This is a genomic window from Enterococcus sp. DIV1089c, assembly GCF_050530965.1.
Classification (GTDB): Bacteria; Bacillota; Bacilli; order Lactobacillales; family Enterococcaceae; genus Enterococcus_B; species Enterococcus_B hirae.
Genome location: NZ_CP172888.1, coordinates 510,405 through 536,731, shown reverse-complemented (window position 1 = coordinate 536,731; position 26,327 = coordinate 510,405). Strand labels below are relative to the sequence as shown.

The 26,327-nt window shown below is 37.8% G+C and carries 25 protein-coding genes, 1 pseudogene and 1 other annotated feature; of the genes and pseudogenes, 3 read left to right on the top strand and 23 right to left on the bottom strand.

The window, feature by feature from the left end:
* From licT to IGL30_RS02535, 4 genes are all read right to left on the bottom strand, one after another.
* Complete coding sequence (licT, locus tag IGL30_RS02550) at positions 1–852, bottom strand: BglG family transcription antiterminator LicT (protein WP_088745034.1); 852 nt, start codon at positions 850–852, stop codon at positions 1–3.
* 254 nt (positions 853–1,106) lie between these two features.
* A complete protein-coding gene (locus IGL30_RS02545; RefSeq protein WP_088744992.1) occupies positions 1,107–1,829 on the bottom strand; it encodes a class A sortase in 723 nt (240 codons plus the stop codon).
* 51 nt (positions 1,830–1,880) lie between these two features.
* Positions 1,881–2,207: a nucleotide pyrophosphohydrolase gene (locus IGL30_RS02540; protein ID WP_088744993.1), complete on the bottom strand. Its 327-nt coding sequence runs from the start codon at positions 2,205–2,207 to the stop codon at positions 1,881–1,883.
* A 172-nt stretch (positions 2,208–2,379) separates the two neighbouring features.
* Positions 2,380–3,573 carry an MFS transporter gene (locus IGL30_RS02535; RefSeq protein WP_010719941.1) on the bottom strand — a complete coding sequence of 398 codons (1,194 nt, stop codon included), beginning with the start codon at positions 3,571–3,573 and terminating at the stop codon, positions 2,380–2,382.
* Between the two features lie 343 nt (positions 3,574–3,916).
* Here IGL30_RS02535 and IGL30_RS02530 point away from each other — a divergent pair, with 343 nt between their 5' ends.
* Positions 3,917–4,606, top strand: a complete 690-nt coding sequence (locus tag IGL30_RS02530) for an N-acetylmannosamine-6-phosphate 2-epimerase (RefSeq protein WP_081127794.1) — start codon at positions 3,917–3,919, stop codon at positions 4,604–4,606.
* 281 nt (positions 4,607–4,887) lie between these two features.
* On the opposite strand, the gene IGL30_RS02525 is transcribed toward IGL30_RS02530, so the two are convergent.
* The 7 genes and pseudogenes from IGL30_RS02525 to arsC all read right to left on the bottom strand — a co-directional run bounded on the left by IGL30_RS02525 (position 4,888) and on the right by arsC (position 12,065).
* Positions 4,888–5,772, bottom strand: coding sequence for a diacylglycerol/lipid kinase family protein (locus IGL30_RS02525; protein WP_123875045.1), 885 nt, complete (start codon positions 5,770–5,772; stop codon positions 4,888–4,890).
* 103 nt (positions 5,773–5,875) lie between these two features.
* Positions 5,876–6,745: pseudogene (locus IGL30_RS02520) on the bottom strand (Cna B-type domain-containing protein); the annotation flags it as partial.
* A complete protein-coding gene (locus tag IGL30_RS02515) occupies positions 6,691–8,253 on the bottom strand; it encodes an AAA family ATPase (protein ID WP_123875046.1) in 1,563 nt (520 codons plus the stop codon). The gene IGL30_RS02515 and the pseudogene IGL30_RS02520, both read right to left, overlap by 55 nt.
* Complete coding sequence (locus IGL30_RS02510) at positions 8,243–8,833, bottom strand: ABC-three component system middle component 1 (RefSeq protein WP_123875047.1); 591 nt, start codon at positions 8,831–8,833, stop codon at positions 8,243–8,245. The genes IGL30_RS02515 and IGL30_RS02510 overlap by 11 nt, the downstream gene beginning before the upstream one ends.
* 15 nt (positions 8,834–8,848) lie before the next feature.
* A complete protein-coding gene (locus tag IGL30_RS02505) occupies positions 8,849–10,144 on the bottom strand; it encodes an ABC-three component system protein (protein ID WP_249509661.1) in 1,296 nt (431 codons plus the stop codon).
* Positions 10,141–11,205 (bottom strand): ComEC/Rec2 family competence protein, encoded by a 1,065-nt coding sequence (locus IGL30_RS02500; protein WP_123875048.1) that lies wholly within the window; start codon positions 11,203–11,205, stop codon positions 10,141–10,143. Before IGL30_RS02500 ends, IGL30_RS02505 begins: the two co-directional genes overlap by 4 nt.
* A gap of 449 nt (positions 11,206–11,654) precedes the next feature.
* Positions 11,655–12,065, bottom strand: coding sequence for an arsenate reductase (thioredoxin) (arsC, locus tag IGL30_RS02495; RefSeq protein WP_088745000.1), 411 nt, complete (start codon positions 12,063–12,065; stop codon positions 11,655–11,657).
* A gap of 522 nt (positions 12,066–12,587) precedes the next feature.
* Between arsC and IGL30_RS02490 the strand changes: the two genes are divergently transcribed.
* Complete coding sequence (locus IGL30_RS02490; protein WP_088745001.1) at positions 12,588–13,283, top strand: hypothetical protein; 696 nt, start codon at positions 12,588–12,590, stop codon at positions 13,281–13,283.
* Positions 13,284–13,692: 409 nt separating this feature from the next.
* Positions 13,693–14,382, top strand: coding sequence for a hypothetical protein (locus IGL30_RS02485; RefSeq protein WP_240187697.1), 690 nt, complete (start codon positions 13,693–13,695; stop codon positions 14,380–14,382).
* A gap of 390 nt (positions 14,383–14,772) precedes the next feature.
* Here the strand turns inward: IGL30_RS02485 and sufB are convergent, their stop codons facing one another.
* The 12 genes from sufB to IGL30_RS02425 form a co-directional block, all read right to left on the bottom strand.
* Positions 14,773–16,164: a Fe-S cluster assembly protein SufB gene (gene sufB / locus IGL30_RS02480; RefSeq protein WP_010738383.1), complete on the bottom strand. Its 1,392-nt coding sequence runs from the start codon at positions 16,162–16,164 to the stop codon at positions 14,773–14,775.
* Positions 16,165–16,168: 4 nt separating this feature from the next.
* A complete protein-coding gene (gene sufU, locus IGL30_RS02475) occupies positions 16,169–16,639 on the bottom strand; it encodes a Fe-S cluster assembly sulfur transfer protein SufU (protein WP_010719975.1) in 471 nt (156 codons plus the stop codon).
* Positions 16,626–17,861: a cysteine desulfurase gene (locus IGL30_RS02470; RefSeq protein WP_088745003.1), complete on the bottom strand. Its 1,236-nt coding sequence runs from the start codon at positions 17,859–17,861 to the stop codon at positions 16,626–16,628. Before IGL30_RS02470 ends, sufU begins: the two co-directional genes overlap by 14 nt.
* A complete protein-coding gene (gene sufD, locus IGL30_RS02465) occupies positions 17,858–19,147 on the bottom strand; it encodes a Fe-S cluster assembly protein SufD (RefSeq protein WP_088745004.1) in 1,290 nt (429 codons plus the stop codon). The genes IGL30_RS02470 and sufD overlap by 4 nt, the downstream gene beginning before the upstream one ends.
* A 13-nt stretch (positions 19,148–19,160) precedes the next feature.
* Positions 19,161–19,934: a Fe-S cluster assembly ATPase SufC gene (sufC, locus tag IGL30_RS02460; protein WP_010738387.1), complete on the bottom strand. Its 774-nt coding sequence runs from the start codon at positions 19,932–19,934 to the stop codon at positions 19,161–19,163.
* Positions 19,935–20,390: 456 nt separating this feature from the next.
* Positions 20,391–21,239 carry a MetQ/NlpA family ABC transporter substrate-binding protein gene (locus IGL30_RS02455; protein WP_088745005.1) on the bottom strand — a complete coding sequence of 283 codons (849 nt, stop codon included), beginning with the start codon at positions 21,237–21,239 and terminating at the stop codon, positions 20,391–20,393.
* 23 nt (positions 21,240–21,262) lie between these two features.
* Positions 21,263–21,949 carry a methionine ABC transporter permease gene (locus tag IGL30_RS02450; protein ID WP_010719980.1) on the bottom strand — a complete coding sequence of 229 codons (687 nt, stop codon included), beginning with the start codon at positions 21,947–21,949 and terminating at the stop codon, positions 21,263–21,265.
* Positions 21,942–22,976: a methionine ABC transporter ATP-binding protein gene (locus IGL30_RS02445; protein WP_010719981.1), complete on the bottom strand. Its 1,035-nt coding sequence runs from the start codon at positions 22,974–22,976 to the stop codon at positions 21,942–21,944. Before IGL30_RS02445 ends, IGL30_RS02450 begins: the two co-directional genes overlap by 8 nt.
* Positions 22,977–23,052: 76 nt before the next feature.
* Positions 23,053–23,322, bottom strand: a binding site (T-box leader).
* Positions 23,323–23,410: 88 nt separating this feature from the next.
* Positions 23,411–23,749: a glycine cleavage system protein H gene (locus IGL30_RS02440; protein ID WP_034699629.1), complete on the bottom strand. Its 339-nt coding sequence runs from the start codon at positions 23,747–23,749 to the stop codon at positions 23,411–23,413.
* A gap of 1 nt (position 23,750) precedes the next feature.
* Positions 23,751–24,107 carry an arsenate reductase family protein gene (locus IGL30_RS02435; RefSeq protein ID WP_010719983.1) on the bottom strand — a complete coding sequence of 119 codons (357 nt, stop codon included), beginning with the start codon at positions 24,105–24,107 and terminating at the stop codon, positions 23,751–23,753.
* A 5-nt stretch (positions 24,108–24,112) separates the two neighbouring features.
* A complete protein-coding gene (locus IGL30_RS02430) occupies positions 24,113–25,309 on the bottom strand; it encodes an FtsW/RodA/SpoVE family cell cycle protein (RefSeq protein ID WP_010719984.1) in 1,197 nt (398 codons plus the stop codon).
* A gap of 174 nt (positions 25,310–25,483) precedes the next feature.
* Complete coding sequence (locus tag IGL30_RS02425; RefSeq protein ID WP_010719985.1) at positions 25,484–26,302, bottom strand: LysR family transcriptional regulator; 819 nt, start codon at positions 26,300–26,302, stop codon at positions 25,484–25,486.
* Positions 26,303–26,327: the final 25 nt, after the last annotated feature.

Sequence of the window (26,327 nt, the reverse complement as noted above, 5' to 3'; positions counted from 1 at the left end):
TTAAGATTGGGTACTTTGTTTTTCACTCACTACACGTTGGATGTGAATCGTTAAATAGATTTGTTCTGCGACTCCCATTGGTTCCTGTTGTGTTTTTAAGAGATAGTCATTGATCCGTTCCGAACAACGGAAGGCTTTTGGATATTTCCCTTGAACGAGCGCATAGAGAAATTCATCCTGCTCATCCGAACTTTCGCCTTTTAAATAGCGTTGTGTAAAAAATTGTAAATGGGTGATGATTCGTTGGTAATTCAACGATTCCTCGTCAAATGTCACACCAAAGAACTTACTAATAATGCTGAGAATATCTCTAACGATCGTCGTTGCAGTCATCGTGACTTGCATATCCCCATTTCCTTGTTGGCTATTCACTAAATGAAAAGCGATAAATCCTGCCTCGTCAATCGGTAGACTGACTCCAACTTTTCTCTGGATCAATTGCAATACTTCTTTGGCCACCAAGTATTCTTTCGGACAAAATTTCTTTGTTTCAAAAAGAAGCGGATTTGGTAACTGGATATTTTCGTTCGCTCGACAAATCGCATAATGAATATGATCGGTCAATGTCAAATAAATATTTGACGACAACGAAACGCCTAATCGTTCTTCCGCCACATCAACGATCTGTTTGACTAATTCTACTTCTTCTAATGGGACATCCGCCATCAGCTGTTGAAATTGATTGGTTGCTAAGGAATCTTTTAAAACAAATTCTTTTTGAACTGCTGTTTTATCAATCCTATCACCAGGTCTTTTTTGAAACGCGAGGCCTTTGCCCATACAGATAATCTCTTCACCTCGTTCGTTTTTTGAAATGACGACGTTATTATTTAAGACTTTTTCAATAACCATTTTCCCTCGCCCTCTCATAAAAAAATAAAAAAACCTAGAATCCCCCTGTACTTTAGGTTGAATTCTGGTTTTGCCTGCCGAACAGTAACAATCCATCGATTATCTGAACCAAGCATAGCACCCTTCTTTTATTTTTGCAAGCCTTTTCAACTTTTTTTTTAGTAATTGTAAAAATGAGAAATTAAAAAACCGACGAAAACTATTAGCTATTCGAGCGAACTAGCAATCGTCGGTTTTTCATTAACTATTTTCGTCTAAAATGTTCGTGTTTCCATATTGAATGCTGCCTTCATTTCTTTCGTCGCTTTTTTCATTGGTGTAACCTTCTCTAACTCGCCTTGAACGACTAATCGAGTCACCGCATTCATATCTCCGCACGTAATCAACGTAACGAGCGATTTTCCTTCTTGGATATTTAACAGCTGGGTCTCCGTCGGTGCCACTTTTTCTTTAAAGGTTGCTTTATACGTATAGACATTTTCCAAATCTACCAAATAGATTTTATCTCCTAATGATAAATTTTCTAGTGGCGTGAATAATAGTTGTGGATTGCTCGAACGATGACTCGCTAAAGCATAATTTCCTTTTCCCATTTGCTGATTAGGATCTAGTGTCCCCGCACCATAAAGCAAGTTCGCATTATCTAAACCTCTAAAAATCGGGATATTGATTGCCACAGAAGGAACAGCAATACTACCAATAACTGGTAAGTCCGTTCGATTCAATTGGGCACGCAACACACTTTCCGTACTCATTGACTCCACTGCATCAAAATCAAAACTTGCCTCTTTTTCGTTGTTTTTCTTGATTTCATCTTTTGTCACATTGGCAATTGCGTATTTATCTCCGGTATTTTTAACAAGATAATCTTTGATCTGTTCATTAAAAATTAACGCTAATCCAACCAATAATAGTAAAAATAAGAAAAAATTGGCGATCCATCTTTTTACTCGACCTTTGCTTGGTTTTTCCTTCATTCACTTGCCTCCCTTATTTAGCTAAAATAAACGCAACCTGTAGTTTCACACTTAAAGTTCTGTATATTTCTTTCGTTGTCCTCGACTTGCTTCTACTGGATATTTCAATTTATTTTTTGCTAATTTTTCTTCAATAATTTCATCAAGATCCAACTGTAAATTGTCAGCCATCATGTAAGAATAGATCAAGACATCTGCCAGTTCTTCTTTGATCCGCTCTAATGAAGTTTCCTTCACTTCTTCTGGTTGCTTCCATTGAAAAAGCTCCAGTAATTCAGAAGCTTCTAAGGAAATAGAAATTGCAAGATCTTTTTCGTTATGAAATTGTCGCCAATTTCTTTCGTCTCTAAATTGATTGACTTTCACCATACTATCCATGAACATTCACCTATTTCTTTATTCGATTACTAATAATCATACCATGTTTTTAATAGAAAATAAGTATATTTACCTAGATAAAATAAAATATACGTATTTATTTAACGATCTTTTTATAAAGCAAAATGATAACGAATGTTACTTATCCACTGATAACTTACACCAATGGATGTTATTCTTGTAAGCTGAATTTTAATTCTTTTACACCAGTAAGTGTCCACAAGACCACTAGACTGACAAGATAAATACTACTTAGAAAAATAATCACAGCAGATAATTGATAATGATCCATCAAAAAGCCAATAATGATCGAAGAAAATCCACCTACAGCTCTACCTAAATTCATAATAAAGTTATTGGCTGTTGCACGGATCTCAGTAGGATACAGGCTACTGATGATTGCACCATAGCCGCCATACATGCCATTGATAAAGTAACCAACAACCACCGCTGCTGCTACTAAACTCCATTGACTACGAGCTAAAACGAGTAAGAAGACCGAGAGCGCTGAACAAATCAAGAATAAAGTAAAGGCTGTTCTGGGACCTAATTTATCCATGATGATCCCAAAAGTCAACATACCTAATGACATCCCCACAATCGTACTCACCATCCATAAAGACGAACCTGAAACGGATAATCCTAGTTGTGCTTGCATGATCGAAGGTAACCAATTCATCAAACCAAAATAACCAGCAATTTGGACAGTCACCATGATACTCAAACCAATCGTCTGCCAAGTAAGTTGTTTCGTTTCAAATAGATTACGTAACTTTGTCGCCTTTTTAGTTGCTTTCGCAGCTTGAAATGCCTCCGGTTCTTTTAAACCATGTCGGATGACTAAAACTAATAATACAGGTAATACACCAATCACATATAACATGCGCCACCCGAGCCATGGAATGACGATTGCCGCCAAAATAGCAGCTAGAGCCGCGCCTACTTGGGCTCCAATACCAGCAATGGACGAAGCTCGTCCAATTTGTTTTTTTGAAAAAGTTTCAGAGATCAAAGACATACAAGCGCCATACTCGCCCCCAGCCCCGATTCCGGCAATAAACCGAAACAAGTAGACTAAATAAATCGTTGAAGAAAAATACATCAATAATGAAGCAATTGAAAATAAGATAACCGTTTGAGAGAACACCTTTACTCGACCATATTTATCCGCCATCAGACCAAAAAAAATACCTCCAACGAGCATCCCCAGATTAGTGATCGTCGCAATCATTCCCGCTTGCGTTCCACTAATATGAAAAGTTGCAATCATTGAAGATAAAGAAAAAGCTAGGAACATGATATCCATATTCTCTAATGCAATCCCTGATGATGTTGCTAATAAAACCTTCCGTTGATACTTCGTCATTTTTGTTACCCCTTTTCTTTCATTTTTACCCTAAATTGTTAAAATCATATATAAAAATCAAGAAAAAAGCAAGAACTTTTGTTTTTTTATGTCAATTCATTCACTCAACTGATCTACGCTGTTTTTGAGAACTATCACTTGCTCAATAATTACGAAATCGCTACACTTATTTTGTAATCAAAAAATAAAGCGTTTTTCTAAACCGCTTATTTGTCTGATCAAGCAATTTATCTTAGATATCCATTATCTAAGTAATCACTTTTTTGCTATCATTCGCATAGCCTTAGCTCTTTGCGAAACGTTTTTGTGAAACTGAGAAAAAACTATAAAGGAGAAAAACAGAATGGACAAACAATTATTCTTAGAAAAAATTGCTGGTGGGCTGATCGTTTCCTGCCAAGCCTTACCTGGAGAACCTTTTTATACAGAAGAAGGTAGTTTGATGCCTTATTTTGCTTTAGCTGCTGAAAAAGCAGGAGCTGTTGGTATCCGTGCGAACTCAGTACGGGATATTATGGCGATCAAAGAAAAAGTGGCCCTGCCGATCATCGGTATCATTAAACGTGATTATCCTCCTGAAGCGCCATTTATCACAGCAACCATGCGTGAAGTTGATGAACTAGTAGCCACAGGGGTTGAAGTTATCGCTTTAGATTGTACTTTACGCAAACGCCACGATGGTCTGACCATCAATGAATTCATTGCTAAAGTCAAAGAAAAATATCCACAGCAATTATTGATGGCTGATATCGCCACTTTTGAAGAAGGAAAGAATGCTTACGAAGCAGGAGTGGATTTTGTGGGGACAACTTTAAGCGGCTATACAGAAGAAAGTGTGAAACAAGCTGGTCCTGATCTCCCACTCATCCAAGAACTGATCCAAGCTGATATATGCGTTATTGCAGAAGGTCGGATCCACACGCCACAACAAGCCAAACAAGTCAAAGATCTAGGCGTAGCTGGCATCGTTGTAGGTGGTGCGATCACACGCCCTCAAGAAATTGCTCAACGCTTTATCGAAGCATTAGATTAAGAGACTCCTTCATTTTTTCAGGAGAAATGCTTTTTCGTCCTTCTAACTAAATCAGCTAAATAGAACTAACCAAAAACAGCCAGAACGAGACTGAGCCAAAACTTGCCTCAACCTCATCCTGGCTGTTTTTCAGTTCATTATTCCAACTTTACTCACAACCTCTTCCTCACCAGATTCTCAGATCCGCTTAGAATCGACATCAGATAACAATGGGACCTACTGTTCAAAACAAAGGCTATGACTCAGATCAACAGCTTAGAAAGATGATCCTCCCTGGTTTCTCAACAATAAATCATCAGATGAGAAGGAAGAACTTTTAGTGTGACAGGCAGATTGACACCTTCATCGCCATCCACATTTGTTGCCAATTCTTGGTCTTCATTCAAAGCAATCTGGATCGTTTCACAGGTTTGATAAGCCAGATGATCGGTAGAAGAATCCACACCTTTTAACAAATCAGGCAATGTTTTTAACGTATCTAACAATGAAGTATCTTTTAAATAAACCAAGTGCAATTTGCCATCGTTTACTTTAGCATTAGGTATCAATGTTTCAAAACCACCAATTGAATTAGTTAATCCTACCAGCAATGTACTACTTTCAATTTGTTTTTCCTGCCCATCAATGACTAACTGGAATTTATAAGATTGGGTTCCAGCCAATTGCTTGATTCCTGAGATAAAGTAAGCAAACTTACCATATTTTGTTTTCTTTTCTGGATCTACATCATTGATTGACTCAGAAATGGTTCCAATCGCCACGACGTTCATAAAATATTGGTCATTGATTTTCCCAATATCTAATGGTTGCAACGCATCCATTGAAAGATGAGCGATAGCTTCTTCGGGTTCTAACGGTATGCCTAAAGCACGGGCTAAGTCGTTGACTGTCCCTAACGGAATAAAACCAAAATTTGGACGATGTGCTTGTTCAGCGATCCCATTGATTCCTTCATTAACAGTACCATCTCCACCCATGACAAACACGCTGTGATACCTATCCACTGCTGCTTCTCGAGTAAAATTCTTGGCATCTCCAGCTTTTTTCGTATGAAGAACAACGACTTCATCAAACATCGTGGTTAACTTTTGATGGGCCAGTTTTTCATATTCTTGTGCTTGTTCTCCTCCAGAACTTGGATTAACGACCAACAATGCTTTTTTCATCCTGTTTCCCCCTTCGTTTCACAACATGACTTTGACTAAACTATAGCACAAAAAAACTCAGAACATCTAGTTTCAGACATTCTGAGCTACACCAGCTGATTGGCTATCTTATTTTACGAAACAAATAATAACCCACCGATCCGACGATCATCGTTCTCAGAAAGACCAGAATGGATGAAGAATGTTCATTTGTTTTTGGTAACTGTTCCGCTTCAGAATCAGTCGAAGATTCAGAAGCAATCTGGAGCATCGTCTCTTTTTTAGTTGTACTTGGTTCAGAGTTTCTTAAGTCGATGGTGCTTGATTCGGTCATACTTGATTCTGTTGTGCTTGGTTCCGTTGTGCTTGGCTCCGTTGTGCTTGGCTCCGTTGTGCTTGGTTCTGTTGTGCTTGGCTCCGTTGTGCTTGGTTCTGTTGTGCTTGGTTCCGTTGTGCTTGGTTCCGTTGTGCTTGGCTCCGTTGTGCTTGGTTCTGTTGTGCTTGGTTCCGTTGTGCTTGGCTCCGTTGTGCTTGGTTCTGTTGTGCTTGGTTCCGTTGTGCTTGGTTCCGTTGTGCTTGGTTCCGTTGTGCTTGGTTCCGTTGTGCTTGGTTCCGTTGTGCTTGGTTCGGTCGTTTTTTTCGTATTCGTGATCACAAAATAATTGCCATTATTGGTTACGGTACTCTCAAATTCATCAGGTACATTCACTTCCGCTACTTGATAAGTAAAGTCTTCTCCTTGATTATTGTATTTTGGTAAGACCGCTTTTTCGTTGCCCACTGGCAGTTCCTTGATCGTTGCTTGATAATTATCTTGTTTTCTTAAAGAAAGCACCGCTGAACTTTGCCAACTCGTAGGATCAACGACCGAACTCCTGCGAATCACATAGTCAATAGTCTCTGGGATCTCGGATGCCGCTACATTTTTCCATTTTTTTGCTACTTGGATTGTGGTTGTCGGTGCCTTGATTGAAGGGATTGGAAAATCAAAGAGGAACGTTCCTTCTTCTTTTGTGCTAAATCAACTTCCAATTTTTTTCTTTCTTGCCAAATGTCATCAAGTTGGCTTATCTGTTCCAACAAAAATGAATAATCAGGATCTTTTGAATAGTCTTTTTGGCTTAACTGATGATCGTCTAAGTTTAGTAATGAAAACAATTTTGTCAACGTTAGCTTTATCTTACCTAACTTGGCTTCCAAATCTATTTTTTTCTTTTTCTGTTGTTTGATTTCATGATCAAGTAATTGTCTTTTCGCTTTAACATCGGAATAACTGTTTAATTCTTTGATTTCTGTTAATTGATTCGTCCGCAACGCTCGTTTATTTTGACACTCACTTAATGTTACTTCTTGCTCTTGATGCTCCTTTTGTAAAGTAATCAATGCTTGTTCACATTTTTTTCGTTGATTGATCCATTCATTGATTTCTCTATTACTGTTTTGTTCAGCCATTTCTAGTGCCTGAAAATCTGCTTCATGATTGATAAGAAAGTTACAACGCTTGAGATGGTTGCTCAAGTCTATTTTTTCGTCAAACAGTGCTTTCTTTTTTTCTTCGATTGTCTCAATTTCTGTCAAATGGGCTAACTTTTCGTTGACATCAGCAACCTGCTTTTCAGACCATTCGATCTGCTGCGGTATTTGTCGATACTCTTGGGTCATTGTGATTAAATTTTCTAGCTGTTGTCGCTCCTCTTCAAACTGGTTCAATTTTATTTGATTATTGCTTTTTAATTTGTTCGATTCGATATACAATTCTTGTAAACCTAATTGATTCTTTAACAATGGATCTTTTTTACTATTCTTTCCGTTTAACTTGGCATAATTTTCTTTCAGCTGGTTGATTGTTTGCCATATTTTTGCATTACTTTCGAGTTTTTCAATCTCTTTTGTTAGCTGATTCATTTTAGTTTCTTGTTGTCCTAATACTTTATTCATTTCGTTGACGAATAAGACTAGATTTTTATAATCCTCAGATACATTTTCTTTGTCCCAAAAATTACTTAAAGCATCATATCTTCCTTCGGCACTCTGTGATCGCAAAAAAGCATCGATTTGATTGTGTGTCAATAAATTTTTTTGTCGTAAAATCTTTAATTCTTTCGCTGTTAAATCAACCGTTTTTTTGGTCTCATTCCCTTCAACGTAATCCGTTGTTTGCTTTCCATTTAACCTTTTCGTCGTTAATGCATAAAAACTGCCATCATCAAATGCTAGTTCCACACTGCCCACTTCGGCTGAGGAATATTTGTTCTTTAAAATATACTTTCGCTCTTGGGATGCGATATCACGGACATTTTTATTTTCATTCAGTCGACTGATTTCGCCAGTCAAGCTCCATTCGATGGCATCAAAAAAAGAGGTTTTTCCGGTTCCATTTGGCGCATACAAAACAATCAAATTTGATATTTCATTAAAAACAGGATTCACACAATCAAAATATTTTTGCCTTTCAAATGCTCGAAACGAATCAATTTTTATCCCTTTCAATTTAAGACTCATCGGTTCCTTCCTTTACGTTAAGATTTGACAGCTCATGTTTTATATACTCTTGTATTCGTGCTTTTTTCTCTTTTTTAGCCATCGTTTTTAATTCTGCTAACAAATGGATGATTTTCTCATCATTTTGCCGCTCATCCTTAGCCAGTTTCTTTAATGGTTTTGTCTGTTCCAGATTCAATAATAATCTTTCTTGAATTTTATTTTTTTGTGCTTCTTTTTGTGCTTCTTTTTGCGCATCATTAGTAGCAAATTCTCGAAAATTATCCACGATCACCTTTCTGGTTGCATACTTGTCTTGTTCAATACTGGCTTTGATTGGCTTCGCTACTTTGGCTTTGACAAAAAGAAAAAAATAAATATTCCATCGTTCAATCTTCCTTTTTAATTGACTTTGAAAACTGTAGGCAATCTGATCGTTGATTTCTTCATAGTTGGCTAATAACTCATCTTGATTATCAAATACATAACAAAAAAAATGGAGTCGATACTTTTCGTTTGCTTGTTGGTACGTGTAACAGGTCAATCCCGTCGTTTTTTCTATTATTTCATACGTAGTGATTTCTTTTAATATCTCTACCATTGTTATCTACCTCCATTAGTTTGCAATTTCTTCAAACAAACGAGTCAATTCCTCTGGAAACCTCTGAGAAAACTCAACGGCTGTTAACCCTTTTGTGTCGTGTAAAATCTGATCAATTTCATTTTCGATATAATCGACATGAACAATAGGAAATAATTTTTTTTCATTGGGATTATCAATCGTTAACCGATCAGAAACTTCTGGATGATCGATGTTCACGACGATTCCCTCAATTTGTTCTCGCTTGGCAATACTCCCACCCCGAAATTTTCTCCTTTGATTAGTTACAAACAAAACATCTTGTTTATCGAGCTTGTCATAAAGTGTACTTCTAAATAAACTCCCAATGAAACGGTCAAGTGTTAGATGATTTGTAAATAATACATGGATACCAGCTCTTTCCTTTTCCTGAGTGAGTAATTTGAAACAATCATCGATCTCAAAAGCAATATTTGTTTGTAATAACTTGTAAAGCAAGATCTCCAGCCAAGCGATCCACAAGAATTTATTGGTATAATCCTCATTTTTCTGAGAAGGAAGAAACAGGTAATCACTTAACCGATTATGGATCAATTTAGGCGTTATGTCGGAAAAACATTCACGATAACATTTTTCAATCAGAAAAATCAGCTTATTTTCTTGTCCACCTACTTCTCGTAATTCATTTATGATAGATGCCAAATATTCACTAAAATCATTCAAGCAACGAGGTACCAGCATGATATCAAACTCTTCTAAAAAGAAAGCAACAATATGTGCGATATGAATCCCTTCAACAATTCCTTGTTGCCCCGCTGACTGAAGTTTCGTAATAATCCCAGTCAAATAACACTTCCCTTCTCTTTCGACGTACACTCCTGATCCTGAGCAACCTCGTATGTTCTCATACTCCGTGTTGTTAGAAGATCCTATTTCATTGTCCAGTACCAATTTAAAAATATCTGGCTTACTGATTTGAGTTGCCTTTCCTCGATAAGGAGTTCCACCGTCTTCTTTCATACACTCTGGATAACCATAAAATACGATTTCTTGCTTATTTTCTGGTTCCATTATAAGCAGTTCAGGATAACCTTTTTTTACCTTCACTTTGATAATCGCTAAATCTAGACTATCTGAGCATCTTGGTGGTTCTAAGATTTCTAGTTCAGATTGGGTATAATCGAATAGTTTGAAGTCTTTAATTGTTTCCCCAACCACACAATGTTTGGCGGTGATCACATAACCCGTTTCACAATCCTGCTGATACAATAAACCTGAACCATAAGTATTGGTTCCTCTAATATTCACTGATAACTCTTCAAAATCATTCATATGTCAATCGTTAGTACCCTCTCATTCATTTTTTTCTTGATCAATTGAATCCCGTATTTTTTTATTTCTTCATTTGTAAATAACCCCTCACTCGCATCAGAATAATTAAAATAAAAATTCGTTGGTCGTTTTTTTGTGTAGTTGTGGTAAACAATCCTTGATAAGGCTTCTTTGTGCGGAAAACCATGACGATTCCCCTTATTTGAACTAATCAAATAATTTTCACATTCAATCTGTTTTAATAAATCGTCACTAGTATTCGCTTTACTCCCATGATGAGCCACTTTTACCAAGTCAAAATGCAGCTCTTTTTCCCCATACAGTTCTTTTAACTTCGCAGTGACAGTACTTGGATGAGCATCTGCTAGCATCAACAGTCGTTTGCCTTCATACTCCAATATAAAACTAATACTGCTCCCATTTGCGACAGCGCGATCTTCTTGGAAAGCTTTTTTGATCAGTTCTTCTACGCTTCCCTGATGATTGACATTTCGACCGCTGATCAGTTGATCCCTGGTTTCTTTTTGAATTGCCTTTTCCCAATCTGTATATAATTTCCTTAGACTTGCTTCATCAGGTGTCAAAATCGTCATTTTTGCCCCATTGAGTAATTTGGGCTGACAAGAATTGTCAATAACTGTCATCTTTTCAATCTTCAAATTCTCCAAATACCGATCGAAAGACTCCCCTTGTTTAAAACTAATCTCTGACTTTTCTTGAACGATCTCCAGTTGATCATCATAAACAACCTTTGTATCAAACTTTTGCGATAACAGCTTTCTAGAATTAAAAAACACTCGTTTAATACATGACTTGTCAAAACTCGACTGAGAAAACAAACTCAAAAATCCCCGAATATGATCGGCATCAATATGTGTCAAAATCAGTAAGTCAATGCACTCGCCTTTCTGGCTAATTGTTGCAATTTCCTCTTTCAACTGCCTAACAACTTGTTGTCCTTGACCTCCATCGACAAACAGATTCGTCCGTTGATCTTCTTCTCCATACTGAACAATCAAACAATCGCCATCATAAGCAGGTAAAGCTTTCACTGTAATCATTTCTCTTTCATTGCAGTCCTGTCCCTGCAATCTCCTCCTTCTTCTGCTTTCTTTTCGCTGATCTTGTTATTCTTTACTAACCAAAATCACACACAATAAACTTCTATTCATTTGTTATTGGCGCTGGAATTTAGCTGACAAGAAGAGCTTTCAGTCCATTAGTTAATTGCGCGAAATACACTCTTTTCTTTCTTATCTTACTCCCCATAACATTGTTATTGTAAATAAATTTTGATTTTTAAACGCCAATCATTCTCATAACCAGAAATAATTGCTTGATTCATAACTCGCCAAATAATTGAGAAGGCGACAAAAAAATATCGCAAGCAAAAAAAAGCCAGCAAGACCATTTTAAGGCTTGCTGACTTCAATTCTTGATTGTTAAAATTTAGCACTATACAGAAAAATGAAGCTCAAATGATCACTCAATTCCCAAAAAATACTGACTCTCACTGGTTCTTGAGTTCAATTACCATTGCTTTAATTCTATCTCTTGTTTTTCTAAAAGCTGATGCTATTTCTGCTTCGGTTCCAACTGCTTGTGCGGGGGCTGTTAAATCCCAATGAATGTGCTGAACACCTACAGGAACCGTTGGACATTTATCTTTTGCATCTCCACAAAGCGTAATAATCAAGTCTGCTTGTGTAAAATAATCCTGATCGATCAAATCAGACGTTTGGTTTGAAATATCAATTCCATCCTCAGCCATAACCTGAACCGCTCGTGGATTCAGTCCATGAGTTTCAATACCTGCGCTTTTAATTTCCACATCCGAGGCAGATAATAATTGACGTGCATATCCTTCCGCCATTTGGCTACGACAAGAATTTCCCGTACATAAAAAATAAATTTTTTTCATTTTTATTTCTCCTCCTGGATATGAGCATTCAATATAGCTCGGTCATTATTTTATTCTCTAACTAAAAGCAAGCATACAGGAATTTTTGTAGGAAAGCATCAAAAAAGAGTGAAATGATTGAAAAGTTACGTCATCAATTATCAGTTTGGTATGTTTTGGCCATCAGTTCTGATCTTCTTTTTACCTGATAAATAATAAATGTCATTATCCATGGATCGTCTAAAATTGAAGAAAATTCATCATATTCGATGTCATGAATCGCTTCCTAAAAGGATTTTTTACTAACGAATGCTAAATGAACGCTTTGTTTTAAACGGCAGTTTGACGAACCTTATTCTATTGAAAGAAGCTAGAATAACCGTAGCTATTAGCATCCCACCCATAATTTCACTACATTTGGTTTTATACTAAAAAAATGAAATAAATTGATTGATTGAACACATTGAAACCTCACCTTGTTCCTTTAAACTTAAATTGTAAGCGAAGATCGTTTACATAAATTATATTAAAGGGAGGAATACCATGAAAAAAAAATTACCATTAGTCAGCCTATTGTTTGGTTTCATTGCTTTAGTGTTTTTCTTACCACTAACCAAAACACATGCTGATGTCACTGTAACAAACGATTGTACAGATCCGTCACATTCATTTACAGCTTCCATTAACGCAGATAATGGAAAAGATGTCTCGTCAGACTACTACAAAGTAACAGTTGGACAAACAGAATCTTGGCGCAGAAATGATCCTAGAGGCCATATTTTAGCCATTGTTTATTTAGAACAACTTAGGACCTACTATACTCCAACTAACGCCGCCTACTCTTTTAAAGATGGAAAACTTTATTCCCAAGGTAGCACAACAGAAATCACTCCGTTAAAAGTTGAAACAAATTCGCTTGTTACGCGAAGTATGAACGTTAACATGATTAATCTTTCCACAAGTCTTACAACAGTATCGTTAAGTAAATGGAAAAGTGGCGGATCGACAGACTACTTTACGCTAAACCACCTTGATAGTGAAACTTGGAGCAGAAATGATGATCCAAGAGGCTTTTTAGTTTCAATCCTATATAATGGCGGATTCTCAAAAGAATACATATATTATTTGCCTAGCATACAATACCTAGGCTACAAAAATTTTCTGACAATCAGAAAAGATGCTATCTATGATTGGGATGAAACACAGAAATTAAAAGTAGTTAATGTGATTGACTACTAAGCATGAAGAACCATTAAAGCGATCAAATAATAACTAATGATGAGCCTAGGGAGAAAAGATGCCCTAGGCTTTTTCATTAAGTACAAAAATAAATAACCAGTGTTTTTGAAGTTGAACTTCACACAATAGAAATACCGTCTTCTAAAGTATAAAAAACGTTTATAAAGACTATCCGCTTATTCACTCATCTTACAGTACTTTTTCCACCCTCTTGCTAGATTTCAGCCAGCTCCTCAACTATTCAAGAACTGATCGATATTCCAAAGAAAAATTCCACTATACTTGACTCTAAAATAAAAAAAATGAATAAAATAGTAAATTAGAATCATTGAAAAATAGTCTGCATCCTTTAGACTTAAATTGTAAGCGAAAACGTTTACGACTATATTATATTAACAGGAGGAATATCATGAAAAAAAAATCATCACTGGTCAGTTTATTAATAGGAATGGTCGCTTTAGCCATCTTTTTAATACCGACCAAAGCAGCACATGCTGACATCACTGTAACAAACGATTGTACGGACTTTTCAAGTATTCAGGTTTCAGTTAGTGCAAATTCTACAGGAAAAGGTAACACCGACTACTTCAATATCACACCTGGTCAATCAGACTCTTGGAGCAGACTTTCTCGTAGTGGATTTATCTTGGCGATTGTCCATAACGGAATGCTTAGAACCTATTATACGCCAACAAGTGCTTCTTACTCTTATAAAGATGGTAGCCTTTATCAACGAAACAGCTCAACTGAAATCACACCACTGAAAAAAGTAGTCTACTCTGATACAAAAGGAACTAAAATTGTAAATATGGTCAATCTCTCTGATGGAACTGTTCAGGTTGCATTAAGCAAATGGAAAACTGGCGGATATGCAGATTACTTTGAACTTGCTCGTCCAGCTGTAGAGAGCTGGAGCAGAAACAATGATCCAAGAGGCTTTTTAGTTTCAATGAAAGCCAAAAGTGAAATGAATGAATACATATATTATTTACCTAGCATTGAAAATATCGGTGGAAATTATTTAACTATTAAAAACCAAGCCATCCTTGATTGGGATGAAAGAACTCCATTAAAACTTGTAAATGTTATTAAATATTAATTTATAAGCAAATAAACCAAAAGAGACTGGGCCAAAAAATTGACGGCTCTATAATTTATGGGACTGAAGAATCAAAATTGATTCTTCAGCCCCATTTTCATTTTTGCTATTAAAAAACATATCGTTCTCTAGTATGATTAAATCACCAAAACCTAACCAACTGAGAGGATAATATGCTCTATGAACGATTCTATCAAAAAGATGGCGAGATTAGTAGATAAAATATAGAGAAAGTAAAATAACAAAAAATGAGACAGAATGAGCTTCACTCTGACCCAAATTGGATTTTACACAACTTATCAGTCCTTATTGACAAAGAGCCCTTAAAAATACAAATAAAAAAACGCTCGAAACGCTTTAATATCAACGTTTCGAGCAATGAAATAGTTATTATCCAACAGACCCTTCCATCTCATAACTGATCAAACGGTTGAGTTCGACTGCGTATTCCATTGGGAGTTCTTTGGTGAATGGTTCGACGAAGCCCATGACGATCATTTCGGTGGCTTCGGATTCGGTTAGGCCTCGGCTCATAAGATAATAGAGTTGTTCTTCTGAGATTTTTGAGACTTTGGCTTCGTGTTCCAAAGAGACTTGGCTGTTGTGGATCTCGTTGAATGGGATCGTATCGGATTTTGAGTATTCGTCCATGATGATCGTGTCGCATTCAATATGAGAGATAGAACCGGCGCTGTTTTTAGCGAAGGTTACTTGTCCTCGATAATTAACTTCGCCACCGTCTTTTGAGATTGATTTGGAGACGATGGAGCTTGAAGTGTTTGGTGCGTTATGGATCATTTTCGCCCCAGTATCTTGGATTTGGTTTGCGCCAGCAAATGCGATGGAAAGCATCGTGCCACGCGCACCTTTGCCGTCTAGGTAAACACTTGGATATTTCATCGTTGTTTTAGCTCCTAGGTTGCCGTCGATCCATTCGACTGTGGCACCTTCGTAAGCTTTGGCTCTTTTGGTCACTAAGTTATAGACATTGTCTGACCAGTTTTGGATCGTGGTATAGCGACAATAGGCGTCTTTTCGGGTGAAGATTTCAACGATCGCTGCATGAAGACTGTTACTTGAATACGTTGGTGCTGTACAGCCTTCGACATAATGGATGCTGGCTCCTTCGTCAACGATGATTAATGTTCGTTCAAATTGTCCGGTATTTTCGGCATTGATCCTAAAGTATGTTTGTAATGGAACGTCGACTTTTACTCCTTTAGGTACATAAATAAATGTTCCTCCTGACCAAACAGCTGAATTTAAAGCAGCAAGTTTGTTGTCAGTGGGTGGTACTAATTTGGAAAAGTATTCTTTGAATAACTCAGGATATTCTTTCAATGCAGAATCAGTATCGGTGAAGACGATCCCTAATTTTTCAAATTCGTCTTTCATGTTGTGGTAAACGACTTCTGATTCATATTGAGCAGAAGCACCTGCGAGGTATGCACGTTCTGCTTCAGGAATCCCGATTTTTTCAAAGGTTTCTTTGATTTTATCAGGTACATCTTCCCAATCTCGGGCAGGTTTATCACTTGGTTTTTGGTAATATTTTATGGCATTGAAGTCGATGTCTGACAGGTCTGGTCCCCATTTTTGCATGGGCATTTTATTGAATGTTTCTAAGGATTTCAAACGAAAATCTAACATCCATTCAGGTTCACCTTTGATTCGAGACATTTCTCGAACGACTTCTTCAGTTAAGCCTTCTCCTGTACTGAAAACTGGTTCCACATCATCGTGAAAACCAAATTTATATTCTTCTAATTCTGGTACACCCATGTTCTCACTCCTCTTCCTGATGCACGTGATGGAAGGTTGCAGTGCCGTTTTCTTCCATTGCTTTTTCTAAGGCTTTCCAGCCTAATGTGGCACATTTGATTCTTGCGGGAAATTTGGCTACGCCACTGAGCATTGCTGCATCGCCTAATTGGTCGATGGCTTTGACTTCTTTTCCTTGGACTAATTGCGAGAAATCAGTGATCAATTGTTTTGCTTCTTCAACAGATTTTCCCATGACAGCATCGGTCATCATGGATGCACTGGCTGTACTGATGGAACAACCGTTACCGTTGAATGCGATATTCTTGATGATTCCTTCTTTGACTTCGACTTGTAATTCGATGACATCGCCACAGGTCGGATTATTCAATTCGATTCGACTGGTTGATTCAGTCAATGTACCTCGATGATGAGGATGCGAAGAATGATCAAGTATGACCTGGCGATAGAGATTATCTAGTTTAGAGAGTGCCATGTTGGAAAAACTCCTTCGTTGCAAGAATTGCTTCGACTAAACGATCTGCATCTTGTTTCGTATTATAAAAATAAAAGCTTGCTCGTGCGGTCGCTGAGACTTCTAAATAGTTCAATAAAGGTTGGGCACAATGATGACCTGCACGAACAGCGACACCTTCCATATCTAAAGCAGTGGCTACATCATGAGGATGCAAGCCATCTAGATTAAAGGCGATGACCCCTGTACGAGTAGCGGGATCTTGTGGTCCATAAATGGTCAACCCATCGATTTGTTGCAGTTTAGGTAAGACATAGGCAATTAATTCTTTTTCATGATCATGGATATTGTCCAACCCAACGTTTTCGAGATAGTCAATCGCTTGACCTAGTGCGATGGCTCCAGCGATATTAGGTGTGCCGGCTTCGAATTTCCATGGAAGTTCTTTCCAAGTACTATCGTACAAGTCGACAAAGTCGATCATTTCGCCACCAAATTCGACTGGTTCCATTTGCTCTAACCATTTCCGTTTGCCATATAAGACTCCGATCCCAGTCGGTCCACACATTTTGTGTCCGCTAAACGCAAAGAAATCACAGTCTAGTTCTTGGACGTTGATTGGCATATGAGGAGCGGATTGTGCGCCATCTACAACTAGTACCCCACCTTGCTCATGGACAAGTTTTCCTAGTTCTTTGACGGGATTGATCACACCTAAGACATTTGAAACATGAGCAATCGATACGATTTTTGTTTTGTTAGTGATCAATTGTTTTGCTTGTGCCATGTCTAAAAATCCGTCGGTAGTCAAGTCAATATATTTTAATGTTGCTCCTGTCTTTTTGGCTAATTGTTGCCAAGGAATGACATTGGAATGGTGTTCCATGTAAGAAATTAAGATTTCATCCCCTGCTTGCAGAAACTGTTCACCAAAGCTGCGAGCGACCCAGTTCAAACTCGTGGTGGTGCCACGAGTAAATAGGACTTCAGCAGTTTCAGCTGCATGGATAAACTTTCTGACCTTTTCCCGAGCGCCTTCATAGGCAAATGTTGCTCGTTCGGCTAAGGTGTGGACTCCGCGATGCACATTGGCATTATCTTGTTCGTAGTATTTTTTTATTGCTTCAATTACTGCTGTTGGCTTTTGCGTAGTGGCTGCATTGTCTAAATAAACGAGCGGTTCATCATTGACTTCTTGAAATAATATTGGAAAATCTTCGCGAATGGTTTCTTTCAGAATCATACATTCAACTTCCCTTCAATAACCTCCACTAACTCTTTTCGGACTGCTTCTACTGGAATTGCTGTTAACACAGAGCCAAGGAAGCCTCGAATAACCAATCGTTCTGCTTCTTCTTTATGAAGACCACGGCTCATCAAATAATACATTTCTTCAGGATCGACCCGACCAACACTGGCAGCATGTCCTGCAGTGACTTCATTTTCATCAATGAGTAAGATCGGATTGGCATCTCCTCTTGCTTTATCTGAAAGCATCAATACTCGACTTTCTTGTTGGGCATCGGCTCCTTTTGCGCCTTTTAAGATATGTCCGATCCCGTTGAAAGTCAACGTCCCTTTTTCTCGGATCACACCATGTTGTAAGATATGTCCGATCGTATGAGGCGCTTTGTTCGTGACACGCGTATCAATTCCTTGGATTTGTTTTCCTGAGCTAATGGCAACGATTTTCACTTCTGCATGGGCGCCTTCGCCAACTAAATCAGAATCAAAATCAGCAATTACATGTCCATCATTCATCACACCGATTGCCCAATCTACAGAAGCATCACGTAAAATATGACCTCGGCGGTTGATATAAGAAGTGATATTTTCTCCTAATTGATCGACAGCTGAATATTTGATTTTTGCTCCAGCTTTAGCGATCACTTCGACAATGATATTACCAGAAGCTTTTTGGATTTTCTCTTTGGTCGTTTGGAATCGTTCCAAGTAAGAAAACTCACTATGTTCCTCAGCGACGATCAAGACATGTTTAAAGAAATGCTGTGCTAACTTGCCATCTTGGATGAATAAGCTCTCAATTGGCTCATTGATCACGACATTTTTAGGAACATATAAAAACACTCCGCTGTTCATGAAAGCAGCATGTAAAGCGGTCAATTGATCTTCATCCATTTTCACTGCTTTTTCCATATAGTATGGTTTGATTAAATCTGGATGCTCTTGGAGCGCTGTGAAGATATCTGTAAAGATCACGCCTTTTTCCATGAGTTCCACTGGTAATTGTTCAAAGATCGTATTTGTTCCTTCCTGCACCAACACAGGGTTATCTTTCATTACGTCAAACCCAGCTACATTTCCTGTCTCACTAAAGTGGTCTGTGAACTCAAGGATATCGAATAATGGCCAGCGATGGAATTTTACACGATCGATCTGAGGAAGTGGTAATTGATTGGCTTTTTCTAACGCTGCTTGACGTAATTGGGTCATCCATTCAGGTTCCCCTTTGCTTAAAGAAAAATTGGTAACTGCGTCAAGTTGGTCGAGCCAGTTCGTTTCTTTCATTTTCCGCTCCTCCTTACGCTTCTTCTTCTTTATAGTCGATTCCTAGTTCTTTGCTGATACCAGCATACCCTTCTGCTTCAAGTCGTTTCGCTAGATCTGCATTCCCAGTCATCACGACACGTCCTTCCATCATGATGTGGACGACATCCGGAGTGATATAATTCAATAATCGTTGGTAGTGGGTGATGATCAATGCGCCAAAGTTTTCGCTACGCATTTCATTGACCCCTTTTGCTACGACTTTCAATGCATCGATATCTAATCCAGAATCAATTTCATCTAAAATGGCAAAAGTTGGTTCTAACATCAATAATTGTAAGATTTCATTTCGTTTCTTTTCGCCACCAGAAAAGCCTTCATTCAAGTAACGTTCGGCCATTTCTTCTGGCATATTTAACAGCGCCATTTTTTCATCTAATTTTTTCAAGAAAGTCAAAACAGACATTTTATCGTCTTCATCACGTTTGGCATTGATCGCTGCACGCATAAATTCTGCATTCGTGATCCCAGGAATTTCGCTTGGGTATTGCATCGCTAAAAATAATCCTAGACGTGCCCGTTCATCGACCTCTAAATCTAAGATATTTTTTCCGTCAAATAAGATCTCGCCTTCAGTGACTTCATAGTTTGGATTCCCCATAATAGCGGCTGACAGCGTCGATTTCCCTGTTCCATTTGGTCCCATAATGGCATGGATCTCGCCTGTTTTCATCGTTAAGTTTACGCCTTTAAGAATTTCTTTCTCTTCAATTGAGACGTGTAAATTTTTTATTTCTAAGACAGACATGCAAATTCCCTCCAGATTCTGTTTCGTTCTCACTTATTTTAGACTAATTGAGAATAGAGCGCAATGTTATAACCCACTAAAATCAAAACTTTTTTCACGAGTTATCATTAAATCAATATTACTAGATAATAATATTTATAAAGAAACTTCTGTTTTTAGCATTCATAGATCACTGGTTATGTTGATTTTTTTTATGTAAAACGATAGGTAAACGTTGGCTTGCAGAATGATGTCAGTACGCATCTCTTGATTACCGCTTACCTGTTCTTAATAAATGCTTCTTGAAAAATGCCATAATAATGAGAGTTCTCTATTGGTTACATAGCTAATTTATTCACTATTCACTCTACAAAAAAACATCAAAGCTAGTAAAATCAACTAACTTTGATGTTTTTGACGACTTGATTATTTTTTAGATGAACATTTGATTTTGTTCAACTCTATTTTTTGAAGTGCTTATTTAGCATCAGCTGCGACAGGTTTGACTGAACCGCCCCATTTGTCTTCGATCCATTTTTGAACGTCTTCACGGTGTAAGACTTCAAGTAATTTTTTGATTTTTTCGCTATTTTCATCACCTTTACGTGTGGCAATGATATTCACATATGGTGAGTTGTCTTCTTCTAATAAGACAGAATCTTTCAATGGATTCAAACCAGCACCATAAGCAAAGTTTGCATTGATTGCTACTAAGTCACCTTCATCATTTTGATAAGTAGAAGCTAACAAAGAAGGATCAATCGAATGATTGAATTTTAAGTTTTTAGGGTTTGCAGCGATGTCATCAAACGTAGCTGTTTCTAGATCTACGCCATCTTTTACCTTAACCAAGCCAGCATTTTGTAAAATAGTGATGATTCGTCCCCAGTCAGATTCTGAATTTGAAGTAATCACTGTTGCGCCGTCTTTTAAATCAGCAATGTCTTTGATTTTCTTTGAGTACAAGCCCATTGGTTCAATATGGACAGCACCCGCATTGACAAAATCATAGCCTTTTTCTTTGATTTCTTTATTTAGATAAGGAATATGTTGAAAATAATTGGCATCGATATCGCCTTCTGCTAAAGATTGATTTGGTAAAATGTAGTCATCGAATTTCACGATCTCTAAATTAATGCCTTCGTCTTTCAATAGCGGTTGGACGTGTTCCAAGATTTCTGCATGAGGTGTTGGTGATGCGCCTACTTTTAAAGTTGTATCGTCACTTTTTGATGAAGCACCTTTACTATCGCTATTATTGCCACAAGCTGCTAACCCTACAGTCAGCAAGACCGCTGCTGCAAATCCAATAATTTTCTTTTTCATATCCTTTATCCTCCTATTTCTTCTTATCTTTTATCTGTTTTCTTTGTTAAAAAGTCCCCGATTCCTTGAACAATAAATACAATGACTAGTATCACTAACGTTGCCACAAATGTCACGGTCAGATTACCACGTTGGTAACCTTCTTGCCAAGCAAGACCTCCCAAACCACCAGCTCCGATCGCACCCGCCATCGCAGTAAAGCCGATCATTGAAATGGTAGTAACTGTCAATCCGGAGATCAGTGCAGGCACGCTTTCTGGTATCAAGACTTTCCAAATGATTTCCCAGTAGCTGGCACCCATCGCATCCGCCGCTTCTAAAACTCCAGGACTAACTTCACGAAAAGCAATTTCAACTAGACGAGCATAAAATGGGGCAGCTGAAAGTACCAAGGCAGGAATAGCAGCTTGCGCACCCAACATGGTTCCGACGATTGCTTTCGTGAAAGGAATGATCAAGACCATCAAGATCATAAATGGTGTAGATCGAAAGATATTACTAATAATCGAAACAATGCCATAAATGATTCGTGCATAAGGTTTATTTTTTCGTCCAATCGAATACAGGATCAAACCTAGGACTAAACCAATGATGGTCACTAATACCATGGACACCAACGTCATATAAAGCGTATCGATGAATGCTTGTTTCATCGTCTCCATGTTGATTTGACTAAAATCTAAATACGTTTCTGCAAAGCTTTTATCCACGGTGGATCACCTCCACTCCAACACCTTGTTCTTTAATAAACCGCTCTGCTTGATCCAATTCGTTCTCTGACCCAGTCATCAGTGTCGTTAAGGAACCAAAAGAACCTTCTGCTGTTTGTTTGATTTTACCGTAAACGACATTGATGTCGACGTTATACTGACGAATGGCTTGAGAGATGACTGGCTCGTTAGCATTTTTTTCGTTGAACACTAATGTCACTAATCGACCTTTTGGATTTTCTTTGATCAATTCAGCCAATAATTCTTTTGAGTCTGCTTCTGGTTCGATATCTTGTTGCACGAAACGTTTTGTTACTTCTTGTTTTGGATTTTTGAAGACTGTCAAAACATCGCCTTCTTCCACAACTTTTCCTCGTTCCATCACAGCTACCTTGTTACAGATTTTACGAATCACGTTCATTTCGTGCGTGATCAATACGATCGTTAAATGTAATTTCTTATTGATAGCTAATAAAAGATCCAATACTTCTTCAGTGGTTTGTGGATCTAGCGCACTGGTTGCTTCGTCACAAAGTAAGATCTCGGGATCGTTTGCTAACGCTCGAGCTATCCCAACTCTTTGTTTTTGTCCTCCTGAAAGTTGAGAAGGATAGGCATTTCCTCTACCCTCTAATCCGACTAATCCAAGCAATTCTTCCGCCCGTTCTTTGCGTTGGGCTTTAGGTACGCCTGCTAATTCTAATGGTAGTTGGATATTTTCTAAAACTGTCCGTGACCATAACAAATTGAAATGTTGGAAAATCATACCGATTTTTTTACGAAATGTTCTCAGTTCTTTATTTTTTAGTTTGGTAATCTCTTGGTCATTCACAACAACCGTTCCGCTAGTAGGTAGCTCTAATCCATTCAATAAACGGACAAGTGTACTTTTACCTGCTCCAGAATAGCCAACGATGCCGTAAATATCACCCTTTTCAACAGTTAATGAAACATCATTTACCGCTTGGATCGTTCCATTTTTACCACCAAATGTTTTCTCAACATTGGTTAATTGGATCAATGACATATCGCTCACATCTTTCTTTTATTTTTTACATGGAGATCAAGTAGGAAACAAAAAAGCTTCCGCCCCCTTGCTTTAGCAAAAGGACGAAAGCTGAAACTTCCGTGTTACCACCTTGATTTGCTGCTATCTCACAATAACAACCTTTACCAGTACTTGGGTCATCGTTCTTTCATCATAATCATGCCCGTATACCGTTGTGCTGTAACGGGCACTCCCGTAGTAAGTTTGCAAGGCTCACCTACTCTGCTCTAAGACCATCTTCCATCTCATTTCCGTTACCCTTTTTCAGCAATCAGGGCTCTCTTTGAACGTCTGTGACATGTACTCTTCTTTTCAAAGCTTTATTTATGATTGTTCTGATTATAGCAGTTGGAAAATAACGTGTCAACATTTTACCGGTTACTTCTTTAAAATTTTCTGAAAATTGCTAACTCTTATAATTTCTCAAATTCTGTTGGATCGACTTCTTTAAAGCTTAAAAGCCAAGCATTCATTTCATCTTGATCATTTAAGACATTGATATCTTCATTGATTTTTTCATTCACGGAAGAAACCGTACCGCTTAACGGGCTAGCAAATTCACTGACCGCTTTTTCAGCTTCCACTTCGATCAAAGGCTCCCCGCTTTGATAAGACTGACCAGCTTTTGGCAAATTGGCAAATGTGATATCACCTAATTCTTTTTGTGCTTCATTAGTTAAACCGACACAATATTCTTTCCCATTAAATAAGATCCAAAGGTTATCTTTTTTCTTCAAGTGTTTCCCAGCCATTTTATATCAATACTCCTTCGTATATTTTTTCATTAAAACCGATTGCGACGAGTTGTTTGCCTTTGACGATCAGGGGACGTTTGATCAACATCCCATCACTTGAAAGAATGCGACTAGCTTCATTGATCGAAAAATCAGCCACTTGGTCTTTTAGCCCCATTTCCCGATACTTCATGCCACTCGTATTGAACAGACGACGTAATGGAATCTCATTATGTTCCAACCAGTCTGTGATCATTTCTTCCGATGGTGGACTAGCAATCATATCAATTACTTGATAATCAACATGATGCGCATCCAACCAAGCTTTCGCTTTTTTGCAAGTGGAACATTTCGGATACCAATAAAAACGATACAACAGTGTTACCTCCTAGAAGTTTTCGCAGGCGCCTCATTTTGATACCTCATGGATAATATCAAACCGATACCGATCATATTTCCAAGGATCGATGACCCACCTTGACTAATGAATGGCAGGGGAATCCCTGTTAATGGTAAGAGTCCAATATTAGCACCAATATTTTCAAATACATGGAACAAGAGCATCATGATCAAGCCGCTGGCGATATAAGCATAAAATTCATTGTTCGTATCAAAGCAGACACGAATCATACGATAAATCAAAATAAAATACAAGAAGATGACGAATGCGCCACCGATAAACCCAAAATTCTCACCAATCACGGTGAAAATCATATCTGATTCACGAACAGGTACATAGATATTACTTACATTAAATCCTTTACCTAATAATCCACCAGTTCCTATTGCAAGCAACCCTTGTGCTGGCTGATAGCTCATCCCAGTCGTGTCATGGAATGGATCAAGCCAAGAATCGATACGAGCAAACTGGTAAGATTTAAACCCGATTTTATATAATAAATCTCTTCCGCCTTCTGTGGTAACTAAAAAGATCGTTCCAGCACCTACAATCACTGCCAAAGCAATTACGGGCACGATAATGCGCCAAGAGATACCAGACATTAAGAAAACTCCACCAAAAATTGCTAAGAATACCAGCATGGTCCCAAAATCATCTTGTGCCATAATCAAGGCTAAAACCGGGAGCGTCACAATCAACATCTTGGCGATCAACCAAAAATCTGATTTGAGCGTTCGTTCCTTCATCTGAGTATTATGTTTTGTCACGATCAGCGCCATCATTAAAATATAAGCAATTTTCATTAACTCTGCTGGCTGAAACGTCAAGGAACCAAAACTAAACCAGTTTTTGGAACCGGTCGACTGGGCGAGGTTGCGGTCATAAAACTTTAACAAGAGTCCCATTACAATTAGACCAAAACCATAGAGATAAGGTGTTAATTTCCAGATCCATTTGGAATTCAAATGCATAATCACGACAATAGCAATTGAGCCCACGATATACCAAATCGCTTGCATCCCAACACCTCTTACTACCGAAGGGTGGTTAGGGTCATGACTCAGCGCGACATATAAAGAAAGCAATCCAATCAAACATAATAAGAAGACTGGTAATATGACGCCATAATCAATGCGATTATCACGATTATTATTAGAAGCTTTTATTTTTTTTTCCATGTTTCATCCCTTTTCTTAAAAACCATACTGTTCTATATTATAGCGGTCTAACGGCATAATTGAAAGCCAAAGCAAATACATTTGGGAAAACTTAAAATTATTCTTATCTAATCATCTGCCTTGCTGCTCTTCAGTTAGACCCATCATCGAGATAACAGATAACGTTCTGACGAATCATTTTTGGTAACGTTCGTTATATCTCAAGATCTCTTTACCAATCGCTTGTAAATTCTCTGAAACTAAATTTGTTCGCTGGATCAAATAAAAATTTCGATGATACGCTAATTTCTCGGTTGGTATTTCTGGTGGCACCGCACGTTTTGATAAAATCGAACGTCCTACTCCTTCCTTTAAAAGAGCGGCAATGACTTCGTTACTTTTTACTAACAACTTTTTCCCATGGATATTTTTTTCTTCAAAATACCGTTGCGTATAATGAAAAACTCCAGAAGTTGTTTCTCGAACTAACCATAACTGACTGTCAGGATCCCCCGCAATCACTAGTTCATCCTCCATCAATGAAAACCTTTGAACACCAGAAGTTTCTAAAGGTTTTTCGATAAAACCAAAGTCAGCCTCGTGTTTTGCTACTTGTTCCAACGCATCATGAGAATTGGCATAGGCAATCACAAAATTAATTTTAGGATATTTCAAAAGCAAATCTTTCAACAATTTTGGTAACAGATAGACGGCAAAAGTGTGAGAAGCAACGATTCGGCAAACTTCTTCTTCATTTTGTTCATCTAGTAATTGTTGTTGTGTTTCTTGCCACTCCTCTAATAAAACTAACGCTCGTTCGTAGAGTAGATCTGCTTGTTTTGTCGGCTTCATTTCTTTCCGACCATTTCGCTCAAAGAGAATCACTCCTAATTCTCTTTCCAGCTGTTTGATTTGATTTGAAACAGCAGGTTGAGATAAGAAAAGTAATTCGGCTGTTCGAGAAAAATTTCTTGTTTCGTATACGACACGAAAAGTTGTTAACAATTTCAGCATGCGATCACTTCCATAATTATTTATT

Excerpts from the sequence above, each read along its gene's own strand:
- IGL30_RS02535 (WP_010719941.1), bottom strand. The coding sequence starts at position 3,573 with ATGACGAAGTATCAACGGAAGGTTTTATTAGCAACATCATCAGGGATT.
- IGL30_RS02530 (WP_081127794.1), top strand. The coding sequence starts at position 3,917 with ATGGACAAACAATTATTCTTAGAAAAAATTGCTGGTGGGCTGATCGTT.
- IGL30_RS02505 (WP_249509661.1), bottom strand. The coding sequence starts at position 10,144 with ATGAATGATTTTGAAGAGTTATCAGTGAATATTAGAGGAACCAATACT.
- IGL30_RS02540 (WP_088744993.1), bottom strand. The coding sequence starts at position 2,207 with ATGGATAGTATGGTGAAAGTCAATCAATTTAGAGACGAAAGAAATTGG.
- IGL30_RS02500 (WP_123875048.1), bottom strand. The coding sequence starts at position 11,205 with ATGATTACAGTGAAAGCTTTACCTGCTTATGATGGCGATTGTTTGATT.
- IGL30_RS02455 (WP_088745005.1), bottom strand. The coding sequence starts at position 21,239 with ATGAAAAAGAAAATTATTGGATTTGCAGCAGCGGTCTTGCTGACTGTA.
- arsC (WP_088745000.1), bottom strand. The coding sequence starts at position 12,065 with ATGAAAAAAATTTATTTTTTATGTACGGGAAATTCTTGTCGTAGCCAA.
- IGL30_RS02490 (WP_088745001.1), top strand. The coding sequence starts at position 12,588 with ATGAAAAAAAAATTACCATTAGTCAGCCTATTGTTTGGTTTCATTGCT.
- sufC (WP_010738387.1), bottom strand. The coding sequence starts at position 19,934 with ATGTCTGTCTTAGAAATAAAAAATTTACACGTCTCAATTGAAGAGAAA.
- IGL30_RS02545 (WP_088744992.1), bottom strand. The coding sequence starts at position 1,829 with ATGAAGGAAAAACCAAGCAAAGGTCGAGTAAAAAGATGGATCGCCAAT.
- IGL30_RS02510 (WP_123875047.1), bottom strand. The coding sequence starts at position 8,833 with ATGGTAGAGATATTAAAAGAAATCACTACGTATGAAATAATAGAAAAA.
- IGL30_RS02445 (WP_010719981.1), bottom strand. The coding sequence starts at position 22,976 with ATGTCATTGATCCAATTAACCAATGTTGAGAAAACATTTGGTGGTAAA.
- IGL30_RS02515 (WP_123875046.1), bottom strand. The coding sequence starts at position 8,253 with ATGAGTCTTAAATTGAAAGGGATAAAAATTGATTCGTTTCGAGCATTT.
- IGL30_RS02440 (WP_034699629.1), bottom strand. The coding sequence starts at position 23,749 with ATGGCTGGGAAACACTTGAAGAAAAAAGATAACCTTTGGATCTTATTT.
- licT (WP_088745034.1), bottom strand. The coding sequence starts at position 852 with ATGGTTATTGAAAAAGTCTTAAATAATAACGTCGTCATTTCAAAAAAC.
- IGL30_RS02485 (WP_240187697.1), top strand. The coding sequence starts at position 13,693 with ATGAAAAAAAAATCATCACTGGTCAGTTTATTAATAGGAATGGTCGCT.
- IGL30_RS02525 (WP_123875045.1), bottom strand. The coding sequence starts at position 5,772 with ATGAAAAAAGCATTGTTGGTCGTTAATCCAAGTTCTGGAGGAGAACAA.
- sufU (WP_010719975.1), bottom strand. The coding sequence starts at position 16,639 with ATGGCACTCTCTAAACTAGATAATCTCTATCGCCAGGTCATACTTGAT.
- IGL30_RS02470 (WP_088745003.1), bottom strand. The coding sequence starts at position 17,861 with ATGATTCTGAAAGAAACCATTCGCGAAGATTTTCCAATATTATTTCAA.
- IGL30_RS02425 (WP_010719985.1), bottom strand. The coding sequence starts at position 26,302 with ATGCTGAAATTGTTAACAACTTTTCGTGTCGTATACGAAACAAGAAAT.
- sufB (WP_010738383.1), bottom strand. The coding sequence starts at position 16,164 with ATGGGTGTACCAGAATTAGAAGAATATAAATTTGGTTTTCACGATGAT.
- IGL30_RS02430 (WP_010719984.1), bottom strand. The coding sequence starts at position 25,309 with ATGGAAAAAAAAATAAAAGCTTCTAATAATAATCGTGATAATCGCATT.
- sufD (WP_088745004.1), bottom strand. The coding sequence starts at position 19,147 with ATGAAAGAAACGAACTGGCTCGACCAACTTGACGCAGTTACCAATTTT.